This window comes from Vibrio sp. 10N.247.310.17, assembly GCF_041466605.1.
Classification (GTDB): Bacteria; Pseudomonadota; Gammaproteobacteria; order Enterobacterales; family Vibrionaceae; genus Vibrio; species Vibrio tasmaniensis_A.
The window spans coordinates 63518-88706 of the sequence record NZ_JBFSTC010000006.1; the positions used below are offsets into that span (position 1 = coordinate 63518).

Annotated in this window: 22 protein-coding genes; 3 read left to right on the top strand and 19 right to left on the bottom strand. The window is 44.5% G+C overall.

The features are described from left to right. Positions 1-52 precede the first annotated feature (52 nt). The 11 genes from AB6D80_RS03580 to AB6D80_RS03630 all read right to left on the bottom strand — a co-directional run bounded on the left by AB6D80_RS03580 (position 53) and on the right by AB6D80_RS03630 (position 10498). Positions 53-1273: a phosphopentomutase gene (locus AB6D80_RS03580; protein ID WP_102249126.1), complete on the bottom strand. Its 1221-nt coding sequence runs from the start codon at positions 1271-1273 to the stop codon at positions 53-55. 76 nt (positions 1274-1349) lie between these two features. Next, positions 1350-2678, bottom strand: coding sequence for a thymidine phosphorylase (gene deoA, locus AB6D80_RS03585; protein ID WP_135384157.1), 1329 nt, complete (start codon positions 2676-2678; stop codon positions 1350-1352). Between the two features lie 222 nt (positions 2679-2900). After that, positions 2901-3677: a deoxyribose-phosphate aldolase gene (deoC, locus tag AB6D80_RS03590; RefSeq protein WP_102249128.1), complete on the bottom strand. Its 777-nt coding sequence runs from the start codon at positions 3675-3677 to the stop codon at positions 2901-2903. Positions 3678-4214: 537 nt separating this feature from the next. Beyond that, positions 4215-5477, bottom strand: coding sequence for a NupC/NupG family nucleoside CNT transporter (locus AB6D80_RS03595; protein ID WP_009847523.1), 1263 nt, complete (start codon positions 5475-5477; stop codon positions 4215-4217). A 204-nt stretch (positions 5478-5681) separates the two neighbouring features. Beyond that, on the bottom strand, positions 5682-6494 hold the full coding sequence (locus AB6D80_RS03600; protein WP_372187779.1) for a TatD family hydrolase: 813 nt from the start codon (positions 6492-6494) through the stop codon (positions 5682-5684). Then, a complete protein-coding gene (locus AB6D80_RS03605) occupies positions 6475-6630 on the bottom strand; it encodes a DUF5363 family protein (protein ID WP_009847525.1) in 156 nt (51 codons plus the stop codon). Before AB6D80_RS03605 ends, AB6D80_RS03600 begins: the two co-directional genes overlap by 20 nt. A gap of 98 nt (positions 6631-6728) precedes the next feature. Further along, on the bottom strand, positions 6729-8309 hold the full coding sequence (gene prfC, locus AB6D80_RS03610) for a peptide chain release factor 3 (protein WP_012604694.1): 1581 nt from the start codon (positions 8307-8309) through the stop codon (positions 6729-6731). A 172-nt stretch (positions 8310-8481) separates the two neighbouring features. Continuing rightward, positions 8482-8937, bottom strand: coding sequence for a ribosomal protein S18-alanine N-acetyltransferase (gene rimI, locus AB6D80_RS03615; RefSeq protein ID WP_135384159.1), 456 nt, complete (start codon positions 8935-8937; stop codon positions 8482-8484). Then, positions 8930-9328, bottom strand: coding sequence for a DNA polymerase III subunit psi (locus AB6D80_RS03620; RefSeq protein ID WP_009847529.1), 399 nt, complete (start codon positions 9326-9328; stop codon positions 8930-8932). The genes rimI and AB6D80_RS03620 overlap by 8 nt, the downstream gene beginning before the upstream one ends. Positions 9329-9483: 155 nt before the next feature. Next, complete coding sequence (locus AB6D80_RS03625) at positions 9484-9987, bottom strand: GNAT family N-acetyltransferase (RefSeq protein ID WP_372187780.1); 504 nt, start codon at positions 9985-9987, stop codon at positions 9484-9486. Then, entirely contained in the window at positions 9971-10498 is a 528-nt protein-coding gene (locus AB6D80_RS03630; RefSeq protein WP_009847531.1) for an SCP2 domain-containing protein, read from the bottom strand. The genes AB6D80_RS03625 and AB6D80_RS03630 overlap by 17 nt, the downstream gene beginning before the upstream one ends. Before the next feature lie 257 nt (positions 10499-10755). Between AB6D80_RS03630 and AB6D80_RS03635 the strand changes: the two genes are divergently transcribed. The 3 genes from AB6D80_RS03635 (at position 10756) to AB6D80_RS03645 (ending at position 14873) form a co-directional block, all read left to right on the top strand. Then, positions 10756-12795 carry a bifunctional diguanylate cyclase/phosphodiesterase gene (locus tag AB6D80_RS03635; RefSeq protein WP_009847532.1) on the top strand — a complete coding sequence of 680 codons (2040 nt, stop codon included), beginning with the start codon at positions 10756-10758 and terminating at the stop codon, positions 12793-12795. A gap of 167 nt (positions 12796-12962) precedes the next feature. After that, complete coding sequence (locus AB6D80_RS03640; protein WP_009847533.1) at positions 12963-13976, top strand: peptidase U32 family protein; 1014 nt, start codon at positions 12963-12965, stop codon at positions 13974-13976. A gap of 18 nt (positions 13977-13994) precedes the next feature. Beyond that, on the top strand, positions 13995-14873 hold the full coding sequence (locus AB6D80_RS03645; RefSeq protein ID WP_009847534.1) for a U32 family peptidase: 879 nt from the start codon (positions 13995-13997) through the stop codon (positions 14871-14873). Positions 14874-14957: 84 nt separating this feature from the next. On the opposite strand, the gene AB6D80_RS03650 is transcribed toward AB6D80_RS03645, so the two are convergent. The 8 genes from AB6D80_RS03650 to infB all read right to left on the bottom strand — a co-directional run bounded on the left by AB6D80_RS03650 (position 14958) and on the right by infB (position 25176). Then, complete coding sequence (locus AB6D80_RS03650) at positions 14958-16295, bottom strand: MATE family efflux transporter (RefSeq protein WP_371707098.1); 1338 nt, start codon at positions 16293-16295, stop codon at positions 14958-14960. Between the two features lie 89 nt (positions 16296-16384). Continuing rightward, positions 16385-16792: a MarR family winged helix-turn-helix transcriptional regulator gene (locus tag AB6D80_RS03655; protein ID WP_041472897.1), complete on the bottom strand. Its 408-nt coding sequence runs from the start codon at positions 16790-16792 to the stop codon at positions 16385-16387. Between the two features lie 174 nt (positions 16793-16966). After that, the gene (gene nlpI / locus AB6D80_RS03660) at positions 16967-17890 is read right to left on the bottom strand and encodes a lipoprotein NlpI (RefSeq protein WP_009847537.1); all 924 of its coding nucleotides are present in this window, start codon (positions 17888-17890) and stop codon (positions 16967-16969) included. 124 nt (positions 17891-18014) lie between these two features. Further along, entirely contained in the window at positions 18015-20135 is a 2121-nt protein-coding gene (pnp, locus tag AB6D80_RS03665) for a polyribonucleotide nucleotidyltransferase (protein ID WP_012604701.1), read from the bottom strand. A 360-nt stretch (positions 20136-20495) separates the two neighbouring features. Beyond that, a complete protein-coding gene (gene rpsO, locus AB6D80_RS03670) occupies positions 20496-20765 on the bottom strand; it encodes a 30S ribosomal protein S15 (RefSeq protein WP_004734493.1) in 270 nt (89 codons plus the stop codon). 218 nt (positions 20766-20983) lie between these two features. Beyond that, positions 20984-21937 (bottom strand): tRNA pseudouridine(55) synthase TruB, encoded by a 954-nt coding sequence (gene truB, locus AB6D80_RS03675; RefSeq protein ID WP_012604702.1) that lies wholly within the window; start codon positions 21935-21937, stop codon positions 20984-20986. Then, on the bottom strand, positions 21937-22350 hold the full coding sequence (rbfA, locus tag AB6D80_RS03680) for a 30S ribosome-binding factor RbfA (RefSeq protein ID WP_017097303.1): 414 nt from the start codon (positions 22348-22350) through the stop codon (positions 21937-21939). The genes truB and rbfA overlap by 1 nt, the downstream gene beginning before the upstream one ends. A gap of 135 nt (positions 22351-22485) precedes the next feature. Next, positions 22486-25176, bottom strand: a complete 2691-nt coding sequence (gene infB, locus AB6D80_RS03685; RefSeq protein WP_009847541.1) for a translation initiation factor IF-2 — start codon at positions 25174-25176, stop codon at positions 22486-22488. Positions 25177-25189: the final 13 nt, after the last annotated feature.

A 25189-nucleotide genomic window follows, 5' to 3' on the forward strand; every position in this document is an offset into this window, starting at 1 on the left:
TTAATCTCAAAACAAAAAAAAGAGAGAGGTTTCCCTCTCTCTTCGTTAACTATTATAGAAAGCTTGTACCGTGTCCCATTGGCGATGTGCCAAAGTAAGACGCTAAGCTTTGACCAATATCAGCGAAGGTATCACGACGGCCTAGAGAGCCAGCAGGAACCTTGTTTCCGTAAACAATCACAGGGATATGTTCACGAGTATGGTCAGTACCTGGCCATGTCGGATCACAACCGTGGTCAGCAGTTAAGATAAGTACATCATCTTCTTTCATCATATCGATGATTTCATTGATACGGCCATCGAAGTACTCAAGTGCCGCTGCGTAACCTGCAACATCACGGCGGTGGCCGTAAGCTGAGTCGAAATCAACGAAGTTAGTGAACACGATAGTGTTGTCGCCCGCTTCAGTGATCGCTTCTTTAGTTGCTTCAAATAGCGCAGGAATACCTGTTGCTTTCGTTTTCTGAGTAATACCACAACCTGCGTAGATATCAGAGATCTTACCGATTGAGTGAACGTTACCGCCCTTCTCATCAACCAACTTCTGAAGAACTGTCGCCGCTGGCGGCTCAACAGAAAGGTCACGACGGTTACCAGTACGTTCGAACTGACCTTTACCTGGGCCAATGAACGGGCGCGCAATAACACGGCCGATGTTGTAGTCTTCTAGCTCTTCACGAGCAATCTGACAAAGGTCTAATAAGTTCTGTAGACCGAATGTCTCTTCATGACATGCGATTTGGAAAACAGAGTCTGCTGAAGTATAGAAGATTGGCAAGCCACTCTTCATGTGTTCTTCACCTAGGTTATCTAGGATTTCTGTACCCGATGAGTGACAGTTACCTAAGAAGTCAGATAAACCTGCACGCTCAAGGATGCGGTCAGTCAGTTCTTTTGGAAAACTGTTTTCTTTGTCGGTGAAGTAGCCCCAGTCAAACAGTACCGGTACACCTGCGATTTCCCAGTGACCTGATGGCGTGTCTTTACCAGAAGACAGCTCAGCAGCGTGACCGTACGCGCCAATGATCTCAGCGTCTGCGTTCATACCAGGAGCAAAGCGACCTGTAGACTCTTTGTGAGCCATAGCTAAACCTAGCTTAGACAGGTTTGGCAGCGTTAGTGGACCTTTACGATCCGCATTGTCTGCAAGACCTTGATCACAATGGTCAGCAATGTGACCCATAGTGTCTGAACCTACATCACCGAATGTGTCCGCATCTGCTGTTTCGCCGATACCGAATGAATCTAAAACTAAAATAAATGCTCTTTTCATTTTCTTCACCAACTTATTGCTCTTTGCACCAGAACTCTGTTTATCGGCATACACAAGGTATGCCGATACCTGTTATTTACACGTCTTCAGAACGAATCTGACGGTAAACGTCTGGCGTTGCTGTATATTCTCCGCCCACAGTGATTGCATTTTGTAATGCTTTTGCAGCTTCTTGCCACTGTTGTTCATTGCGAGCATGAATCATTGCTAATGGTTTATCGGCGCTTGCTACTTCGCCAAGGCGAATGAAGCTATCAAAACCGACTGCGTAATCAATGCTGTCTGTTGCTACTCGGCGACCACCGCCCATACCAACGACAGCCATACCAATTGCACGCGTATCCATCGCTGATACTACACCGCTTTCTAGCGCATACACTGGTTTAACAATTTCTGCTTTTTCTAGGTAGTTATCGTAGTTCGTTACGAAATCAGTTGGACCACCAAGGCCCGCTACCATTTTACCGAAGCACTCTGCTGCTTTACCGTTATCCAGTACTGCCATCAGTTTTTCACGCGCTTCGTCTGAATCTTTTGCAAGGTTACCCAGAACCAGCATTTCAGCACACGATGCCATCGTAATTTCTAGCAAACGAGGGTTACGATATTCGCCGGTTAGAAATTGAACCGCTTCACGTACTTCTACTGCGTTACCCGCTGAAGAAGCCAGAACTTGGTTCATGTCCGTTAGGATTGCCGTTGTTTTAGTACCCGCGCCGTTTGCTACTGCAACGATAGATTTTGCTAATTCTTCAGACGCTTCGTAAGTCGGCATGAATGCGCCTGAACCTACTTTAACGTCCATCACTAGAGAATCAAGACCAGCAGCCAATTTCTTAGACAGAATTGAAGCTGTGATCAACGAGATGTTGTCGACTGTTGCCGTGATATCTCGAGTCGCGTAAACGCGCTTATCAGCCGGTGCTAAATCACCAGTTTGGCCGATGATCGCTACGCCAGCTTCTTTGGTTACAGCACCAAACACATCGTTGGTTGGTGTAATATTGTAACCAGGGATAGATTCAAGTTTGTCTAGCGTACCGCCAGTGTGGCCTAAACCACGACCAGAGATCATTGGAACGAAACCACCACATGCTGCCACCATAGGGCCAAGCATCAGAGAAGTTACGTCACCAACACCACCAGTAGAGTGCTTATCAACGATTGGGCCATCAAAGTTCATGTGGCTCCAGTCAATCACCATGCCCGAATCACGCATTGCACACGTCAGTGCTATACGTTCTGGCATCGTCATTTCATTAAAAAAGATAGCCATTGCGAATGCTGCAATTTGGCCTTCAGAAACCGTGTTTTTAGCCACGCCTTGAATGAAGAAGTTAATTTCTTCAGTCGTTAGGACTTCACCATCACGTTTTCTGCGAATAATTTCTTGAGGTAGATACATTAGTGCCTCCCAAACTCTAGTGAGTATGGTTTGTAGGGAAAGAGGTAATATGGAGTGACTTAACACCACTCCATCAAACAGACTTGTTATTATCAATACTCTAAATATTTGGCGTTGCAACTAGACGACCAGTTAGTTCATTCCTATGAGCATAGAAGCTCTATGTGATTAGGATGAACTTACGCAGTCAACAACGCTGCGGCGTCAAATATGACGAGTAAATTAGTATGCTGCTGGATCAGCAGTTTGGTCTGTCACTTCTAATGTATTAAGAAGGTTAGTCAGTAGGCTTGAAGCACCAAAACGGTAGTGCATGTTGTCTGCCCAGTCAGCGCCTAGTAGCTCATCAGCCATTGCTAGGTAAGCTTGAGCATCTTCAGCTGTACGTACGCCACCAGCAGGTTTGAAACCCACTGTTTTAGCTACGCCCATGTCACGAATAACTTCAAGCATCATGCGCGCGTACTCTGGAGTCGCGTTTACTGGCACTTTACCTGTTGAAGTTTTGATGAAGTCTGCACCTGCTTCGATACAGATCTGAGAAGCTTTCTTGATCAGTGCTTCTTCTTTTAGCTCACCAGTTTCGATGATCACTTTAAGCGTGATGTCACCACAAGCGGCTTTACATTGCTTAACTAGCTCAAAGCCAACTTCTTCGTTGCCAGCAATAAGAGCACGGTATGGGAATACTACGTCAACTTCGTCTGCGCCGTACGCTACCGCTGCTTTTGTTTCTGCAACAGCAATTTCGATGTCGTCATTACCATGAGGGAAGTTAGTTACAGTCGCAATGCGTACTTCTGGAGTACCTTGCTCACGCAACGCTTTCTTAGCGGCTGGGATAAAGCGAGGGTAAATACAGATTGCAGCGGTGTTGCCAACTGCAGTCTTCGCGTCATGACAAAGTGCCACTACTTTTTCAGTAGTATCGTCGTCATTTAGCGTAGTTAGGTCCATAAGTTTAAGTGCACGTAGAGCTGCTGCTTTTAAATCGCTCATTTCTATCTCCGATCAATATATTCAAATAGTTAACTACTTCACCATCCATCCAGTATAGATGGATATTTTAGTAATGCTCAGTAGTCACAAATGAACGGACTTGGTTCCCTGAAGACTTGATAACTTTCGCTACCAATTGCAATCCTTGTCACCGCACAGTACCAGTTTGGTCTATGGCACAACAAATCAGTCATGTTGTGTCTAACATCTATAGTGTATTGCTAATATAGCGTATTGCTAAGTTTGGCTTAATCCCAGAAGAATAACGTTCGAGCTAATCTCAATGTTACTTTCTTGCCAGCAGAGACATCCTATCCCTTTAGCTAATACATTATAGGTATCCATCAATAAATTGTAGTGCTCCTTAGAACGCAAACGGTTTGTATCTCAAAAAAACATTCTAGACCCATTTTCGACTCCAAGCATTCACTCATGCAAATGCTCAAAATCACTAGGCCCAAAAACAAAAAAGCCCCGCAGCAATTTCTTGCTACGGGGCGATATTATTATGGCGTCTATATATCGATTTCTAACTGATTAGAAAGACAGGAAGAAGCCAGCAATTGTTGCTGCCATCAGGTTAGATAGAGTACCAGCTACAACCGCTTTAACACCCATACGTGCGATGTCGTGACGACGGTTTGGAGCAATACCACCTAGACCACCTAGAAGAATCGCAATTGAAGAAAGGTTTGCGAAACCACATAGAGCGAACGAGATAATTGCTTGAGTCTTAACAGACATTACTTGACCAGTCGCTTCAACGATTTGAGCGTTTTCACCGATGTATGGTACGAAGTTTAGGTATGCAACGAATTCGTTAACAACTGTCTTCTGACCAATGAAAGAACCAGCAATAGTTGCTTCTTCCCATGGAACACCAATGATGAATGCTAACGGTGCGAAGATCCAACCTAGAAGAAGTTCTAGAGTTAGGTTTTCCATACCGAACCAACCACCGATGCCACCTAGGATACCGTTGATAAGAGCGATTAGACCGATGAATGCTAGTAGCATTGCACCAACGTTAAGTGCTAGTTGTAGACCAACTGACGCACCGCCAGCAGCGGCATCGATAACGTTAGCAGGCTTGTCGTCGCCACCGTCGATGTCTGAACCTAGGTTCTCGTCAACTTCATCAGTTTCAGGCTTGATGATTTTAGCGAATAGTAGACCACCAGGTGCTGCCATGAATGACGCTGCTACTAGGTACTCTAGAGGTACACCCATAGATGCGTAACCCGCTAGTACACCACCAGCAACAGACGCTAAACCACCACACATTACTGCGAATAGTTCAGAGTTAGTCATTTTAGGAACAAATGGACGAACAACTAGAGGCGCTTCCGTTTGACCAACGAAGATGTTTGCAGCTGCAGACATAGACTCAGCGCGAGAAGTACCTAGAGCTTTCTGAAGACCACCACCAAGAACCTTGATTACAACTTGCATCGCACCAATGTAGTAAAGTACAGAGATAAGAGCAGAGAAGAAGATTAGTGTTGGTAGAACTTGGAATGCAAAGATGAATCCGATACCGTCAACTGAGAAGTTAACAAGGCTACCAAATAGGAAGCCAGTACCATCTTTACCGTAGTCGATCACGTTTGCTACACCAGCAGAGAAACCTGCAAGTAGATCACGACCCCAAGGGATGTAAAGTACGAATGCACCAAGTGCGAATTGGATAGCGAAAGCGCCACCCACTGTTCTTAGATTAATTGCTTTGCGGTTGTCGGATAGTAGTACTGCGATTGCAATCAGTGCAACCATTCCGACGAGGCTCATAAACAGGCTCATAGTTTATGACTTCCTTATTAGTTATTTATTGGCGTGTTACAAAATGGGGCTATAAAGCGGAGGCAATTATACTCATGCGACCACTAATAAAGTAATGCCGTCCTCACACTTTCGTAGAAGATTCATGTACCATTCACACGTAAATGTGAGCCGAATCACAAGCCAAGTGCAATTTACGCAAACGATAAACAAAAACCTTCGATTTTATTCACATATACCGAATGCGCGATGGCTATTTTGCCAAATTTGCGCTGCAACCGATTGCTTCGGTTCTTTTCTAAGCAAAAACAGTTCATTTAAGATCGTAACTAAATACTTGGAATGATTAACATTTCCTTGTTTTCCATGCATGGGCATATCCGGGGCATCCGTTTCTAATACCAGGCACTCAAGAGGCAGTTTTGAGATAGTGGTGCGTGTTTTTTGTGCTCTTGGGTAAGTAATCGTTCCACCGACACCAATATAGAAACCGAGCTTGATCCACGCCAAAGCCTGCTGTTCGCTCCCTGAAAATCCATGAATCACGCCACCCAAAGTAAATTTATACTGCTTTATTAGCTCAATAAGTCGGTTAAAAGACTTCCTTTCATGGATGATTAAAGGCAGCTTAAACGCCTTAGCTAGCTCTATTTGTTGAATGAAAAAACGCTCTTGTTTCTCCCGTGCAACATCGACAAAAAAGTCGAGACCACACTCTCCTATCGCAACACATTGACTGGTTTTTGATGAGAGTAATCGGCGAAGCTCTGAGAATTGCTCGTCATTGGCTTGCTCTAAAAAATAAGGATGGAAACCTAAAGCGTAGTAAACATTAGGGTAAGATTGAGCGATTTCATCAAGCTTCCTCCAGTTACTTTGGCCAATAGAAGGGATGATTAACTTCTCGACTTGCGCCTGTTTCGCCTCTTTAACGTAACCTTCAATACCTTTATCAAGTGAAAAACCTTGCTCAAAGATGTCAAAGTCCGCATGGCAATGGGTGTCAAACAGCGGAAATTCACTTAATTCTGGTGTCATCTTCCCTACTCTCTGTTTGTTGTCCTTGAGGATCACGGCGATAAGCCACACAGCTGCGCTTATTTTCAGGCGTTAAGCCAAGCTCTTCGCACCACTTATCGTATTTCTTAATCCAAGCTTTTATCCAACTGAACATACTTACCTTAAGCCTCCAACCTCAAAAGACACGAATAAAAAAACGCCTATTGCAGAACAATAGACGTTTTTGTTTAACTCGAATAGAACGCAGAGTGATTAGTGCTCGCGCGTCGCTCGGAATTGAACTTCTGGGAAACGTTCAGAAGCTAGGTTCAAATTCACCATAGTCGGTGCGATGTAAGATAGGTTATCACCACCATCTAACGCTAGGTTAGCTTGGCTCTTACGTTTGAACTCTTCTAGTTTCTTAGCGTCATCACATTCAACCCAACGTGCAGTTGCAACGTTCACACCTTCGTAAATCGCTTCAACGTTGTATTCCGCTTTCAAGCGCGCTACAACCACATCAAACTGAAGTACACCAACTGCACCAACGATCAGATCGTTATTTTGCAAAGGACGGAATACTTGAACCGCGCCCTCTTCAGAAAGCTGAACCAAGCCTTTTAGAAGTTGCTTCTGCTTCAATGGATCGCGCAGACGAATACGACGGAATAGCTCAGGCGCAAAGTTAGGAATACCTGCGAACTTCAAGCTTTCGCCTTGAGTAAAGGTATCGCCAATCTGAATTGTGCCGTGGTTATGCAGACCAATGATGTCACCCGCGTATGCTTTTTCAGCACGCGCACGGTCACCCGCCATGAAGGTTACCGCATCTGAGATACTCACGTTCTTACCAGTACGAACATGGTTCATCTTCATACCTTGGTCGTAAGTACCTGATACGATACGCATGAATGCGATACGGTCACGGTGTTTTGGATCCATGTTTGCTTGGATCTTAAATACGAAACCAGAGAACTTCTCTTCAGTCGCTTCAACATCACGCTCATTCGCTTGACGCGTTTGAGGTGCTGGAGCCCATCGAGTTAGGCCGTCAAGCATATGGTCAACACCGAAGTTACCCAATGCAGTACCGAAGTAAACTGGAGTCAACTCGCCAGCAAGGAACAGTTCGTGATCAAACTCAGGACATGCGCCAATAACCAATTCAAGCTCTTCACGAACGCTGCTCGCCAGATCTTCGCCAACAGCTTCGTCTAGTTCAGGGTTATCTAGACCTTTGATGATACGAACTTCTTGGATCTCATGGCCATGGCCAGATTCATACAAAATCGTTTCATCACGGTGAATGTGGTAAACGCCTTTAAACTCTTTACCACAACCGATAGGCCAAGAGATTGGAGCACAAGCCATACCTAGCTCGCTTTCCACTTCATCTAGCACTTCCATTGGGTCACGAACATCACGGTCAAGTTTGTTCATAAACGTTACGATTGGTGTATCACGTAAACGCGTTACTTCCATCAGTTTACGAGTACGATCCTCGACACCTTTCGCAGCATCGATAACCATCAAACAAGAGTCAACCGCGGTTAATGTACGGTACGTATCTTCCGAGAAATCTTCGTGTCCAGGAGTATCGAGTAGGTTGACTAGACAATCGTTGTATGGGAATTGCATTACAGACGTAGTTACCGAGATACCACGTTCTTTTTCCATCTCCATCCAGTCAGATTTAGCGTGCTGGTTAGAGCCACGGCCTTTTACGGTACCCGCTTTTTGAATCGCGTTTCCGAATAAAAGAACTTTTTCAGTAATCGTGGTTTTACCCGCATCCGGGTGAGAGATAATCGCAAACGTTCTACGTTTGCTCACTTCTTGTTGGAAAGACATAGTCGCCCTTTGCTGATCTAAAGCGTAAAAAGGGCAAGTAGATAATACTTGCCCTTGAATTCTGTGTGCGGATTATACAGAAAGCGTGTCACTTTCTAAAGGGTCAGTTTACACCCTATTTTGTGGCTAATTCCGGAGCTAGCGGTCTAGTTCGCGAAAAGACGTAACATGACTAGCTAAAAGACATAAAAAGATAGCTCATAATGATGGCATCTTCATTGCCTTGCTTGGTTGGATAATAGTTACGACGGCGATCAACTTCATTGAAGCCGGCCTTTTCGTAAAGATTAAACGCATTTACATTACTTTCGCGAACTTCCAGCCAAGCACTTTCCGCGTCAGCTTGTTCGCACATATCAAGGAAATGTTCAGTTAACGCTTTTCCATACCCTTTGCCTTGCTGGCTTGGGTCTACCGCGATATTAAGCAACGTGACTTCGCCAACGATGTTTTGCGCAAAGAAGTACCCGACCACTTGCCCATCGACTTCAAGAACATGATGACAAGCACCTCGACTCTCAAGATCTCGGATCATGGTTTCAGACCATGGATGAGAATGCGCGGCCTGCTCTATCAGCCAAATAGCATCTAGGTGTTGTTGTGAAGTCGGTAAAAATTGATTAGTCATAAGCACAAATTTGTTGCCATAAGTCGCGGCGATGTTGGTTATTACCGTTAATGTCAGACAGTAATGGAGATTGAAGTGTTTTTGCCTTCAGTTCATGGGCAGATTCGCAACCAGCAAACCATACCCATTCAACCGAACTTAAATCCACAGCAGACAAGTGTTGCGGTTGAAGGTGTAAAGCTTGAGATAAGTCGAGCTTGATACTTTTGAGTACTCGCTCAAACATCACGGCGAGATCATCCTGAGGTTTTTCTGGTGAAACCAACAGTAACTTGCAATCATTCGATAACAGAGTCAATTCAGATTCATAACCAGCCAAACGCTCTGGGTGACTTAACTCCCATTGGCTAATGCCCATCTCTTGTAGATATTGCGCGTGTGTTTGTGACATATCTAGCGGTCGTAACCTTTGGTTTGTTGGTATTAATATTCTTCGAGTGAACTTAAACGGTGCTCATTGGGGCTGATACTAACAAAAAATAAAGGAGCATCAAGCTCCTTTATTTAGACTAAATCAGTTTGTATCTTATTGAGTGGTAAATCAGCTTATAAGTCGTTGAACTCTGGGCTGTAAGCAATTTCACCAGAATGCCCAGCAAACGCCCCTTCTACCAACTCAATCGCTTGAAAAGCGCCTTCAGGCACATCCCAAACACAACTCAGGCCAAATTCGCTCGCCGCCTTGAAACCAAAACGACCGTAGTAAGCAGGATCACCGAGTACAACACAGGCTGGGTAACCAAAATCTACCAAAGTAGAAAATGCGTCTTCAACCAGTGATTTGGCAATGCCTTGATTGCGGAACTCTTCTTTCACGGCGAGAGGTGCGAGCCCCTGCCAGTTATGATCGTCACCATCAAGAGTAAGAGGGCTAAACATCAGGTGACCAACCACCTCCCCTTCATCAGAACAAGCCACCAGCGATAGCGTTAAATGGCAATTCTCACGCAAGCTCATAACCAAATTAGCTTCTGCATCCGTTTCAAAAACAGATTTCAATAAACGATCGATGACAAGTATATCTGCCGGTGCTTCAGTTCGAATAAGCATTCATTACCTCACTTTGTGTATCTGGGGATTGTACTCCCTTCTGCACAAAATCAGCTAATTGATTTAACAAAGTTTTCATAGGAGTCGGCAATAAGTCTAAATCGACGCTATCCATCAAATTTTTCACTTCCAAGCCTAGCTCGGTATCGCCCTCAATAGACAGTCGACGTTGGAAGAAAAGCGTATCTGGGTCTTCTTTTCGCCCAGCAATCAACACGAGATCATTTAGATTGCCACTAAAACTCACATCTTCATTGACCTCTTTATCAGCGACAACTAGTTGCTCATTTTTGTAGCTAATACACCAACTTAACCCCATATCTTTTATTGAAACTTTAAGCCACTTGTCTTCTAAGAACTCAAAATCACCATCCTCTAAAGCCTCCTTGAATACATTTTTCAATGCTTCTAATAAGGCTTTTTTTTGTACTGATTTTGGTAATAACTGGACTGGAGATCGCAAAATTGATGCGGCATTTTGAACTAGTTGAGTGCGTATCTTGTTTATCACGTGACTTATCCGTAACTTTGTCAATAATATAGAAAGCATCATAGATGATGTTGAGATCTCAGTTACTGTTATGTATCAAATTAATTCAGTTTGATGCTCGACCTTTAATATATTGATAATCACAGTTATAGTAACTCTGGTCATGAAAATCACAGCGAATCGCTGCACTCACAAGTAAACATCGATAGCTGAACAAAAAGCAATCAATGTTTATCGATAGTGAATATTCAAGCTCTTGGAGAATTGGTAGTACTTTGATGCCTCCCCAGCAACTACAACATTGGTTTACACAGCTTACTGCAAACAGCCCGTTCTTTTTTGCGGTACTTGATGCTCAACATAACTATTTTATGGTGAATGAGCGTTACTGTGATATTGCTGGTTTAAGTAAAACAGAGCTTGTAGGCATGAATGACCGCCAAACCTTGGGCGAGCAATTCTACCAACACCTTAAGCCTTACTATGAACGTGCATTCAATGGCGAAACAATTGAGGCGGAAATCACCCTAAACGAAACGGCTTTAGACACTAGCCTTCATTTCAGCCTATCTCCGCTTACCAATGGTAAAAAGACTGAATACATCATCTTTCACGCCTTCGATACATCTGAAAACCAAGTACTTGTCCGTTCTTTAGAAGAGTCTGAAGCGAAATTCCACAAGCTATCTCACCTGCTCCCAGACGGATTGCTATTAGTTGAAAACGACTACATTCTGTCTTCGAACCCTGCAGCTGCACGCTTACTTGGTTTTAACTCCACCACAGAATTGATTGGCGAAGAGTTAGGCCGATTATTTATCGATGAACAAACCAAAACAGTCTTTAATAATGACCTCAGCTCCATTATTTCTGAGTCTGGCTTGGTTTGTTTAACGGGTGCTCGATGTGGCTTTGAACGTAAAGTTCAGTTAAATATCGACTCGACGGTCATTCTTGGAAGCAGTACCCAACTCGTACTTATTCAAGACGCTCAAGAAACAACAAAACAATACACACCCGCTAACAGTGAAGATGCCTACATCGATACACTGACTAAGCTCTACAACCGACTTGGGTTTACCAAAAGCCTTGAGCAGTTCATTCACAACAAGACCCCTGTTGTGATGCTCTACTTAGACATCGATAACTTCAAAAATATCAATGACTCACTTGGCCACCACATCGGTGATAAAGTGATTAAAGAGGTCGCATCTCGCTTAAAACGACAACTGCCTCGTCAAGCTATTATTGGCCATTTAGGCGGTGATGAATTTGGTATTATTCTGCCTGAGCCTGAACACCCACGAACACCTGAAATACTCTCTGAAAAGATCATATCTCTGATCAACCAACCCTTCGATCTCCACCATTTTAGCAAGCGTTTAGCCTGCTCGATTGGTAGTGTGAGCTTTCCTCACGATGGCAGTGACGCACGTATCTTGCTACAGAATGCTGACACCGCAATGTATGAAGCTAAGGATCGTGGACGCAACCGCCTGATCAAGTTCAACGAACAGATGAACAAAGAAGCGCGAATGCGACTGTGGCTTGAGATAGAACTGCAAAAAGCACTGCAACAGAACGGGCTTGAGGTTTGGTACCAACCAAAAGTAAATGCGCGTGACTTCACCATTAACGGAGCAGAAGCTCTGGTACGTTGGAAACACCCCGTAGAAGGTTATATTAGCCCTGCCGCATTTATTCCTGTAGCGGAACGAGCTGGCCTTATTGAACAACTTGGTCGTGTGGTAATGCGCGAAGTATTTGCCACGGTGAAACGTTGGAAGATGCAAGGTATTTTACCTGGTCGCGTCGCGATCAACCTTTCACCAGAGCAGTTTGGTAATCCAAAATTGATTGATTTCATGGAGAAGTTGCTGCGCTCTACTGAGCTAGATCCAAGTGCGATTACCTTTGAGCTTACAGAAAGTGCCGTAATGAGTGATAGTGAGCACACGCTTCAAATGCTGAACGCGATTAAGAGACTTGGCTTTGCGTTATCCATTGATGACTTTGGTACGGGTTACTCTTCTCTATCTTACCTTGCTCGCTTTCCGATTGATGAGCTTAAAATTGACCGAGCTTTTATCTCAGATATCGATACCTTACCAAAGCAAATTACCGTAATTGAAAACATCATCAACCTTGGGAAATCTCTCGATTTAACCGTGGTTGCAGAGGGTGTCGAAACCAGTGAACAAGCAACCCTGCTGTCTAACCTCAACTGTGGCTCAATTCAAGGTTTCCACTTCTATCGCCCTCAACCAAAACAAGAGGTTGAAGAACTGTTCGCCCAAAACCGTCGTCACAAGAATTAATTAAACACGCCCTCCAACACCAAGCTAAAGCATAAATTCGCCATTCGTCAGTACCTCAAATGGGGTAAAAGCAGATTTATCCATCTAAACCTGCCTTACATCAATTCCGTCATTCATAATTCTTCATAAAATACTCGCTTCAATTTTATTCTATTGGTAGTGAGCAAATGGAACTCTTATGCCCAGCGGGTAACTTACCTGCTTTGAAAACCGCTATTGATTGCGGTGCGGATGCTGTCTATATCGGATTCAAAGACGATACGAATGCCCGACACTTCGCAGGCCTTAACTTTGCGGGTAAAAAGCTCGATCGTGCTGTGCAGTATGTGCATGACCGCAACAAGAAAATTCACGTTGCCTTAAATACTTTTGCTCACCCAAACGGCTTCGAACGCTGGACTAACGCTGTAGATAACGCCGCCGCACTAGGCGTTGATGCGCTGATCATCGCTGACATTGCGGTGCTCGAGTACGCTGCAAATAAATATCCAGAACTAGAGCTGCACTTATCAGTACAAGCATCTGCGACCAATGCAGCCGCTATCGACTTCTATCATAAAAATTTCAACGTTAAGCGTGTGGTATTGCCGCGCGTATTGTCAATCCATCAGGTCAAACAGCTTTCTCGTAACATCACTTCTGACGTTGACCTCGAAGTATTCGCTTTTGGTAGCTTATGTATCATGGCAGAAGGCCGTTGCTACCTCTCTTCATACATGACGGGTGAATCGCCAAATACGGTTGGGGCATGTTCTCCAGCAAAATACGTTCGCTGGCAAGAAACTGATGGCGGACTTGAATCTCGCTTGAACGAAATCCTTATCGACAAGTATGAAGCAGGTGAGAACGCAGGTTACCCAACGCTATGTAAAGGCCGATTTGAAGCAGAAGTAGATGGTGAGCGAAAGCGTTATCACGCACTTGAAGAGCCAACTAGCCTTAACACACTATCTATGTTGCCTGAGCTTTTCGCCGCGAATGTTGCTTCTGTGAAGATTGAAGGTCGCCAACGTAGCCCTGCTTATGTCGAGCAAGTCACTCGCACTTGGCGCGCAGCCATCGATCGCTACTTAGCGAACCCTGAACAATACCAAGTGGAACAAGCTTGGAATGCGACACTGGCGAATGTATCTGAAGGTACACAAACCACGCTTGGCGCTTACCACCGTAAATGGCAATAGAGCCAAATGGAGAACTCAATGAAATACGCATTAGGCCCTCTACTTTATTTTTGGCCAAAACAAGATGTTGAAAGCTTCTATGAGCAAGCAAAATCAAGCTCTGCCGACATCATCTACCTCGGTGAAGCGGTGTGCTCAAAGCGCCGTGAGATGAAAGCAAAACACTGGATGGACATAGCAAAAGAGCTGTCTGATTCAGGTAAGCAAGTGGTACTTTCAACCATGGCATTGCTAGAAGCCCCAAGCGAAGTCAACATCATGAAGAAGTACATTGATAACGGTGACTTCGCCATTGAAGCCAATGATGTATCTGCGATTCAACTGGCAAGTGAAAGTAAGGTGCCTTTTGTTGTTGGCCCTGCGGTGAACACCTACAATGCACGCACTCTGAACCTGTTCTTGAAACAAGGTATGACGCGTTGGTGTATGCCCGTTGAGCTTTCTCGCGAGTGGCTAAGCAACGTAATGAAACAGTGCGAAGAGCTTAATATTCGTAATAAGTTCGAAGTAGAAGTGTTTAGCCATGGCTACTTACCTCTTGCTTACTCTGCACGTTGCTTTACAGCCCGAGCAGAGAACAAAGCCAAAGACGATTGCGAAACCTGCTGCATCAAATACCCAACAGGTCTACAGGTCGAAAGCCAAGAAGGCCAATCGGTATTTAACCTTAATGGTATCCAGACGCAATCAGGTTACTGCTACAACCTAGTCAATGATCTACCGAGCATGCATGACTTGGTCGATGTCGTTCGCCTGAGTCCATTGGGTATCGACACTTTCTCTGAAATCAATAACTTCAGAGCGAACGAGCAAGGTCAAAAACCAATGAAGATTGAAAGCCGCCAGTGCAATGGCTACTGGCATCAGCTTGCGGGTTTAGACGTTAAAAACATCTAGTTTCTAGAGTTAAACCCATCAGCCACAGAGACAAAAAGGTCTAGCATTCGCTAGACCTTTTTAATTCTACTTAAGAAATACGACCTATGCCGCCGCTGTATTCATCGGTGAGACATCGAGCTTCTTTACATCTTTGTAGAGCATCACCATCACCACCACGCTTAGCGCAATATTAGACAGTGGGTACGCAACCCAGATCCCCGGCACACCGTACAACTTAGGCATAATGTACAAGAAAGGTAACTGGATAAGCATATTACCTAGCATGACAAACATCGCTTTACTGCCTTTGTTGACCGCCTGATAGTAAGCACCCGCTACCACTAAGAAACCATCAAGCGCCAGTGCAAACATGTGTAATCGAATACCCAACACGGTGTACTCGACTAGCTGAGGTTCATCTGAGTTAAAGACTGACACAAACTCACGTGGGAACGCGTTCAGAAGCAGCACGAACGCCACACCAATCAATACCGAACTCATCATCGCAATCTTAAGTAGCTTACGGATATTCGCTTGGTTACGCGCACCATGGTTATAACTCACCAATGGTTGCATGCCGTTGGCGATACCTTCAGCCGTGAGATAATAAACCGTCACTATGTAGCCCAAAATCGCGTAAGCACCAATCATCAACTGGTCGCCATATTGAGAGAACAACGCATTGTGCAGCGCAACCATCATCGAACCGTAAGCGTACATAAAGAAGCTTGATGTACCAATGGCAAAGATTTGTGGAATCACATCAAGCTTCAGTCTCAGTTCATTCCAACGCAAGCGCAGGTTTGCTCGACGTGAGAAGAAGTAAGCTAACCCCAAACCTGTTACTACAAACTGAGCAATCGCGGTTGCCAATGCAGCACCCTTCAACTCCCAACCAAGCTGAGCAATAAACAGATAATCCAGAGCTATATTGATCACCGCACCGACAATCATCAGTATGGTGGCCAAGTTCGGGCTGTCATCGTTACGCAGTAAAAACGGCATCGCGATCGAACCTAGCGTGAAGGCACTCGCGCCAATCAGAATGTGTAAGTATTGTAGGCCAAGTTCATACACTCGCCCTTCTGCGCCCTGCCAAAGCAAGAAGTTGTCAGCAAACAAAAACAGCAATGCTGAAACAATGGGGGTTATCGCCAACAACAAGGTTAAACCTGTTGCTAAGATCTGCTTAGCGCCTTGAGTATCTTTTTCACCTTGGCGAATCGAGACAAGCGCACCTGTACCTACACCCACCAACATACCAATACCGAGAATCGAACCAATCACAGGCCACGCAACATTGATACCTGCAAGTCCATCAGCCCCCACATAGCGGCCAATGAAGATGCCATCCACCACTTGGTAAAGGCCATTAACCAACATGGCAGCCACAGTAGGGATTGTGTATCGCCAAAACTGGCGACTAATTGAGTTACTCATTTCTTACTCTACTTTCATCTGTGAGTCGCATATCAACAAGATATGACTCGAAAAATTAGTTAACAAGGCTAACTAAATATCTAAATTATTTACTTCAAAGCTTTATTTAATAATAGGTTTAGCTGCTGAGACTCTTGCTCAGACAAACGACTTTCCAATATCTGTGCCATGACCTGATAGATCTTACTTTCTTCTTCTAAGCCGACTTCAGCTTTGCTGGTCAATACGACCAACTTAGACCTCGCATCTTCGAGCGAAACTTTACGCTCAACAAGCCCCTTTCTCTCTAGTCTCTGAACCATAGTGGTTGCTGAAGGCTTTGTAACCTGCATCTCAATCGCAAGATCAGTCAATCGGATCGGTTCAGGAGAAGATTGAATGACCTTCAAATAGTCATACTCATTGAAGCTCAATTGGCAAATAGGATCTTCATTTACCTGAGTTCGCCATATCTTAGAGGCGAAGCGCTCAATCTTTTCTAAATTCTGGTTCAGCATACTCACCTAATCAAGAATGGCATTTAGTTAGCAAGGCTAACTATTTTAGTGTTGTTTAAATAAAAAGCAATTAAAAGCGAGCCCCCCTTTTTTTGTTTATAAAAACGGAGCATAAAAAAGGAGCATAAAAAAACCGCTGACAGGCAGCGGTTCTTCGGAATCAAAATATATCGTTTACTTTGTGTCGGCTTTTTCTTCGGCCTCAGCCAACTTAACTTTTGCTAAGTGCTCGGCTTTAAGAGTAGTAAATATACGACTTAGCTCTAAGAAAGAGTAACGATGCTCTACATATTCATACACATTGAAAGACACTGACAACTTGTACAGAGAGATCGCATTCGCGTAGTCCCCATTCATGTGGTAACGCTTAGCAAGGTAGAAATATGTCTCAGTTAGGCGCTGCGCAAGTAACGTGTTGTCACGAGTACCGGTCAAGATGGCCTTAAAAGCCTGCTCTTCAGTAATGTCATCAAGCATAATCGCGACTAATACCCAACCCCACTGCTCATCACGGCTCTCGTAACGTTTTTGCAAATCAAGCTTGGCTTGCTCTGGCGTGAGTTCGTGCTGAATGATATACAACCAAAGCGCACGGAATGGATCACTTGGGTCATCGGTATAATGCTTCGTCATCTCTTCATTGGCTAAATCATAACGTTCGCCGTAGTAGAGTGCGATAGAGCGGTTTCTTTCTGCGTAAGAGTTTGCAGGATCAAGCTCTAACGTAGAATCAAAAGATTCATAAGCGGCATCAAACTCCCCTACCTGCGTAAAGTAAACCCCCAAAAGGTTGAAGATATCAGGTTGAGCAGGGTTCAATGAAAGAGATTGGTTGAAGTCGAGACGTGCTAGATCACGCAGGCCAACACTATCGTAGTAGTTACCACGTTCAAACAGCATCTTAGATCGAACTTCATCATTCAAGTCCGGGCGCTGTAATAATTGACTAAGACGTGCAATTTGAACCTCTTGCTGAACGCTTGGTTGCAGCGGCACAGCCATTGGTGGATAAACCCAACGTGAGGTGTTATCTGATGTTGTCGCACAACCTGTCAGTACAAGCAGTAAACACATACTCGCGGTTTGAAACCATTTCACAAATAATTACTCCTGTTATGACCGCAATAAAAAAGGGGAGCGATATGCTCCCCTTTATAACATGCTTTTTTACCAATGGGTTAGAAATCACTAAAAAGCGATAGTCCCATTAATAGGCTAAGAATTACTCAGCAGCAGGTGCTTCGCCTTCAGCAGGCGTTTCAACTGCTTCTTTCATGCTTAGACGTACACGGCCTTGACGGTCAATTTCAAGAACCTTAACTGGTACTTCTTGACCTTCAGTTAGGTAGTCAGACACTTTCTCAACGCGCTTATCAGCGATTTGAGAGATGTGTACTAGACCATCTTTACCTGGAAGGATAGTAACGAATGCACCGAAGTCAGCTAGACGAGCAACTTTACCTTGGTAAATGCGGCCAACTTCAACTTCAGCAGTGATCTCTTCGATACGACGGATAGCTTCTTTAGCAGCTGCGCCTTCAGTAGCAGCAATCTTGATTGTGCCATCGTCTTCGATTTCGATTGTAGTACCCGTTTCTTCACAAAGAGCACGGATAACTGCGCCGCCTTTACCGATAACATCTTTGATCTTATCAGAGCTGATTTTCATTGTGTGGATACGTGGAGCGAATTCAGAGATATCTTCACGAGCACCAGAGATAGCTTCATCCATTACAGAAAGGATGTGCTTACGTGCACCTTGCGCTTGGTTAAGAGCAATTTGCATGATCTCTTTAGTGATACCTTCGATCTTGATGTCCATTTGAAGTGCAGTGATACCAGCGTTAGTACCTGCTACTTTAAAGTCCATATCACCTAGGTGATCTTCGTCGCCAAGGATGTCAGAAAGAACAACGAAATCGTCGCCTTCTTTAACAAGACCCATTGCGATACCCGCAACAGAAGCTTTGATTGGAACACCAGCATCCATAAGAGCTAGAGATGTACCACATACAGAAGCCATTGAAGAAGAACCGTTAGATTCAGTGATTTCCGATACAACACGAACTGTGTATGGGAATTCATCAACAGAAGGCATTACTGCTTGGATACCACGTTTAGCAAGCTTACCGTGACCAATTTCACGACGCTTAGGAGAACCAACGAAACCAGTCTCACCTACACAGTATGGAGGGAAGTTGTAGTGTAGAAGGAAGTTGTCTTTCTTCTCACCCATTAGGCTGTCGATGATTTGTGCATCACGTTGTGTACCAAGCGTTGCAGTAACAAGTGCTTGAGTTTCACCACGAGTGAATAGAGAAGAACCGTGTGTACGTGGAAGAACACCAGTACGTACGTCTAGCGCACGAACCATGTCTTTTTCACGGCCATCGATACGTGGGTTGCCAGCAATGATGCGGCTACGTACTACGTTTTTCTCTAGAGAACCAAGCATGCCGCGGATTTCGCGCTCATCTAGGTTTTCGTCTTGTGCAATTAGAGCTTCAACAGTGTCGTTCTTGATTGCGCCAACTTGCTCGTAACGAGCCATTTTCTCAGTGATCTGGTACGCGTCAGATAGACGAGTTTCAGCAAGTTCAGCAACTTGAGCTTTAAGCTCAGTGTTAACTGCTGGCGCTTCCCAGTTCCAAGATGGAGTTGCAACTTCAGCAGCAAACTCGTTGATTGCTTTGATTACAACTTGTTGTTGGTCGTGACCGTAAACAACAGCTGAAAGCATTTCTTCTTCAGATAGGTTATCTGCTTCAGATTCAACCATAAGTACTGCGCCTTCTGTACCAGACACAACTAGGTCTAGTTTAGAGTTTTCAAGCTCAGTATTTGATGGGTTAAGAACAAGTTCGCCGTCGATGTGACCAACACGTGCAGCACCGATAGGACCATTGAATGGAGCACCAGAGATAGCAAGTGCAGCAGACGTTGCGATCATAGTGATCATGTCTGGGTTTACGTCAGGGTTGATAGAAACAACCGTAGCGATAACTTGAACTTCGTTTTTAAACGCACTTGGGAAAAGTGGACGAATTGGACGGTCAATCAGACGAGCTGTTAGTGTTTCGCCTTCAGATGGACGACCTTCACGCTTGAAGAAACCACCAGGGATTTTACCCGCAGCGTATGTACGCTCTTGGTAGTTAACTGTTAGAGGGAAGAAATCTTGACCCGCAACAGCTTCTTTTTTAGCAACAACAGAAACGAATACTGATGTATCGTCCATAGTCGCCATTACAGCAGCAGTAGCTTGACGTGCCATTACGCCCGTTTCTAGAGTAACGGTGTGGTTACCGTACTGGAATGACTTTACAACTGGTTTTTCAAACATTGTATATCCTTCATCTGAAAATCTCTTTTCAGAATAAGTGAATGAATGCTCAGCAATAACTAATCGCGACTAGTAAAAAAAGACGAGAAGTTCAATCAGACTAAACATCTGCTTTTAATAGTCGCGACCTATTGGCCGACATCTGTGACTGTTATTGTTGAGCTAATTAGGGTGCGAAATAATCAAACAATTATTCGCGTGCGAGAGTATAAACTATTTTCTTGGCAAGAGACATTTTCACGATTAAAAATCAGGTTAACCGCACAGAGAACCTTCATTTTTAACATTAAAAATATAACAGGCACAAAAAAAGGAGCATAAATGCTCCTTTTCTTCAAACTGTCTTTGCAGACATCGCTATTAGCGACGTAGGCCTAGACGCTTGATTAGGTCTTGGTAACGAGTAAGGTTTTTGCCTTTCAAGTAATCAAGAAGCTTACGACGGCTAGAAACCATACGTAATAGACCACGACGGCTGTGGTGATCGTGTTTGTGCGCTTTGAAGTGACCTTGTAGGTGGTTGATAGAAGCAGTAAGTAGTGCTACTTGTACTTCTGGTGAACCTGTGTCGCCTTCAGATTGTGCGTATTCTGCAACGATTGCTGCTTTAGTTTCTGCATTCAGAGACATAAATCTCTCCTGATAAGAGTAAGTTTATATTTGTAGCAGCCAATCTCTGATTCAGCCGCTACGCGAGCCGAGGATTATAGGGAAGTTTACGAGTTGGTGCAATAACAATCGAACTGATGAAAAACGAAAAAAGCGAACCATTAAAATTAAGGGCTCGCTTTCTATATTATTGATTCGCTTTTCCAGGCTAAGCGCCAATACCTAACTAGGTTTCAGCGCTATGCTTGTGGCTCTTCATCTCTGAAAACAACCAAACGCTTCGGTGCAACTCGGCCATCTTCAGCAATCTGAGCAACACCAACAAACAGTTTCTCTTCACCACTTGTCATGCGAACCGTACCTTCAGTTGGCGCACCAGAAACCTGAACGGGCATACCGTGCTGAACTAGGTCAGTCAGTTCCGCGTTTAAGTTAACTTCTGGTAAGTCTTCAACGGCTGTATCCATTGGCATTAATAGTGGATCAAGCAGCTCTTTGGGTGCAATTTCTTGCGCCTGCGCTTGCTCTAGGATCTCGTTCAACTGCTCCAAAGTCACCATACGATCGTACGGATACTTAGCAACACCAGTACGGCGAAGCATGGTCACGTGGGCACCACAACCTAGCATTTCACCAAGATCGTCGGTAATTGTGCGGATGTAAGTGCCTTTTGAACAATGCACTTCCATCTCAACTTCATCACCTTCAAAGCGAAGCAGTTCAATAGAGTAAACAGTGATTTTACGAGATTCACGAGGCACCTCGATACCTGCACGTGCGTATTCATACAAAGGCTTACCTTGATACTTCAATGCTGAGAACATTGATGGAATCTGGTCGGTTTCCCCTTTGAAGCTTGCAATGCAGCGTTCAAGTTGCTCTTGAGTCACGTTAACATCTCGTGTCTCTACCACTTCACCATCAGAGTCAGAGGTATTGGTACGCTCACCAAGCTTAGCGATTACTACGTAGCGCTTGTCAGAATCTAATAGAAACTGAGAAAACTTCGTTGCTTCACCAAGACAAATTGGCAGCATGCCAGTCGCAAGAGGATCAAGAGCACCGGTGTGCCCAGCCTTCTCTGCAAAGTAAATACGTTTTACTTTTTGCAGTGCATCATTAGACGAAATGCCCGTTGGCTTATCTAACAGAATTACCCCGTTGATAGGGCGACCTTTACGACGGCGAGCCATTACTCTTCGCCCTTAGACTGAGTTTCGTCAGTACGGCCAGACGCTTCTTGCTTACGCTTATCGTCGTTTAAAACTTCACTTACTAAGTTAGACATACGCATGCCTTCTACTAGTGTGTTGTCGTAAGTAAAACGCACTTCAGGCGTTAGACGGTGACGAATACGCTTACCAAGAGCCATACGAACTGGCACTTCATGCTCTTTAAGAGCAGCAAGACATGATTCAGGTGTTTGCTCACCGATACATAGGAAAGTAACGAACACTTTTGCGTAAGCAAGGTCACGAGACACTTCTACGTCTGAGATAGTTACCATACCGATACGTGAGTCACGAACTTCACGTTGTAGGATAAGCGCAAGCTCTTTTTGAAGCTGCTGAGACACACGTTGTGTGCGGCTAAATTCTTTTGACATTTTCTTTTCTCACTTAGAAAGATGGGGGGCTTGGTAATTACCAGCCCCCCATGGTGTATTCAACAACCGATTACCTTATTACCTTTATTAGTAATGTTAGTAACCTTAGTCAATATGTCGAGTCGTACAGACTGATTAGTCTAGAGTACGTTTAACCTCAACGATTTCGAATACTTCGATCTGGTCACCAACGCGAACGTCGTTGTAGTTCTTAACGCCAACACCACACTCGTAACCATTCTTAACTTCTTGAACGTCATCTTTAAAACGACGAAGTGACTCTAGTTCACCTTCGTAGATAACAACGTTTTCACGAAGTACACGGATTGGGTTGCTACGCTTAATCGTACCTTCAGTAACGATACAACCAGCGATTGCACCAAGTTTAGGCGACTTAAATACGTCACGAACTTGTGCAAGACCAATGATTTCTTGACGGAATTCAGGAGCAAGCATACCGCCCATTGCCTGTTTAACTTCGTCAATCAGTTGGTAGATGATTGAGTAGTAACGTAGATCTAGGTTTTCGTTCTGAACTGTATTACGCGCAGTTGCGTCAGCACGAACGTTGAAACCAAGGATGATAGCGTTAGAAGCTGCAGCAAGCGTTGCGTCAGTTTCAGTAATACCACCAACACCAGAACCTACGATGTTCACTTTAACTTCGTCAGTTGACAGTTTCAGTAGAGAGTCAGCAATCGCTTCTACAGAACCTTGAACGTCAGCTTTAAGTACAACGTTAAGTTCAGCAACTTCGCCTGCCGTCATGTTCGCGAACATGTTCTCTAGTTTCGCTTTTTGTTGGCGAGCTAGTTTAACATCACGGAATTTACCTTGACGGTAGTTTGCAACTTCACGCGCTTTACGCTCATCACGTACAACAGTCGCTTCATCACCTGAAGCAGGAACGCCAGAAAGACCTAGAATTTCTACAGGGATAGATGGACCTGCAGTTTCGATGTCTTTACCGTTTTCATCACGCATTGCACGAACACGGCCGTACTCTTGACCACAAAGAACGATATCGCCTTTGTTTAGAGTACCAGACTGTACTAGTACTGTTGCAACTGGACCGCGACCTTTATCAAGACGAGATTCAACAACAACACCAGATGCCATGCCTTCTTTAACCGCTGTAAGTTCAAGAACTTCAGACTGAAGAAGGATAGACTCTAGAAGACCATCAATGTTTGTACCCTGTTTTGCAGAGATGTGAACGAAGATGTTCTCACCGCCCCATTCTTCAGGAATAACGTCGTATTGAGCTAGCTCATTCTTAACGTTGTCTGGGTTTGCACCCTCTTTGTCGATCTTGTTCACAGCAACAATCAGAGGAACGCCTGCCGCTTTCGCGTGCTGGATTGCTTCGATTGTTTGTGGCATTACGCCATCGTCTGCAGCAACAACAAGTACAACGATATCTGTCGCTTGAGCACCACGAGCACGCATAGCAGTAAAGGCCGCGTGTCCAGGAGTATCAAGGAACGTGATCATGCCGTTGTCAGTATCTACGTGGTAAGCACCAATGTGCTGCGTGATACCGCCAGCTTCGCCAGAAGCAACGTGTGCTTTACGAATGTAGTCAAGTGTTGAAGTTTTACCGTGGTCAACGTGACCCATGATAGTAACAACAGGAGCACGACCTTCAGCGATAGCATCGCTATCACGGTCAGCTAGTACTGCTTCTTCAAGTTCGTTTTCTTTACGTAGGATTACCTTGTGACCCATTTCTTCAGCAACAAGTTGTGCTGTTTCTTGGTCGATCACTTGGTTGATAGTCGCCATAGCGCCCATCTTCATCATTACTTTGATAACTTCAGTTGCTTTAACTGACATTTTGCTAGCCAGTTCAGAAACAACGATAGTTTCGCCGATAGCAACGTCAGATTTTGCAACAGTCGCTGACTTATCGAAGCCTTGCTGCATTGAAGTTGGTTTAGCAAGCTTACCTTTACCGCCACGACCACGTTGGTTACGACCACCACGGTTATTGCCAGGCTGAGTTGCTGGAGCTGGTTTCTTCTTGCGACGACGAGGTGCTTTCTCATCTTTTTTGTCTGCCGCATCTTCAGCTTCACGAGCGTAAGTAGAAGTCGTCACATGGTAATCCGCAGATTTCTCTTGCTCTTTCTTCTTCTTCTCTTCTTCAGACCAACGTTCTTGGTTCTCTTCTGCTAACTTACGAGCTTCTTCAACAAGCTTAGCTGCTTCAGCTTCGGCTTTACGAGTTGCTTCTTGCTCTTGACGAGCTTTAAGTTCATCCGCTTCTTTTTTCGCTTGTGCGTTAGCGTCTGCATTTTTTGAATTCATGTCTTTTTTAGCCTTTTCAGCTTGTGCGCGTTGAGCCTTCTCTTCAGCTTCACGTTTTGCATCCGCTTCACGTGTTACTTTTGCTTCGGCTTCGCGCTGTGCTTTCTCTGCAGCATCACGTTTCGCTTGCTCTTCAGCATCGCGTTGTGCTTTCTCTTCCGCTTCACGATTAGCTACTTCCTCAGCTTCACGTTTCGCTTCATCTTCAATAGTGCTGCGCTTCACGTAAGTACGCTTTTTACGTACCTCAACTTGAACATCCTTACTCTTACCGCCTCCAGCGGCAACACTTAGCGTGCTGCGGGTCTTGCGTTGAAGAGTTAAACGAGTCGGTTCTGTTTCACCAGAAGTATCGCCGTGCTCCTTTTTAAGGTGCGTTAGCAATGTTTGCTTCTCTGAATCAGTCACTTGGTCCGACCCTGCTTTCTTCATGCCTGCATCAGCAAGTTGTTCAATTAAGCGGTCAACTGGCGTACCAATCTCTTCACTCAGTGCTTTAACTGTTAATTGTGTCATACCGCTCTCTCTC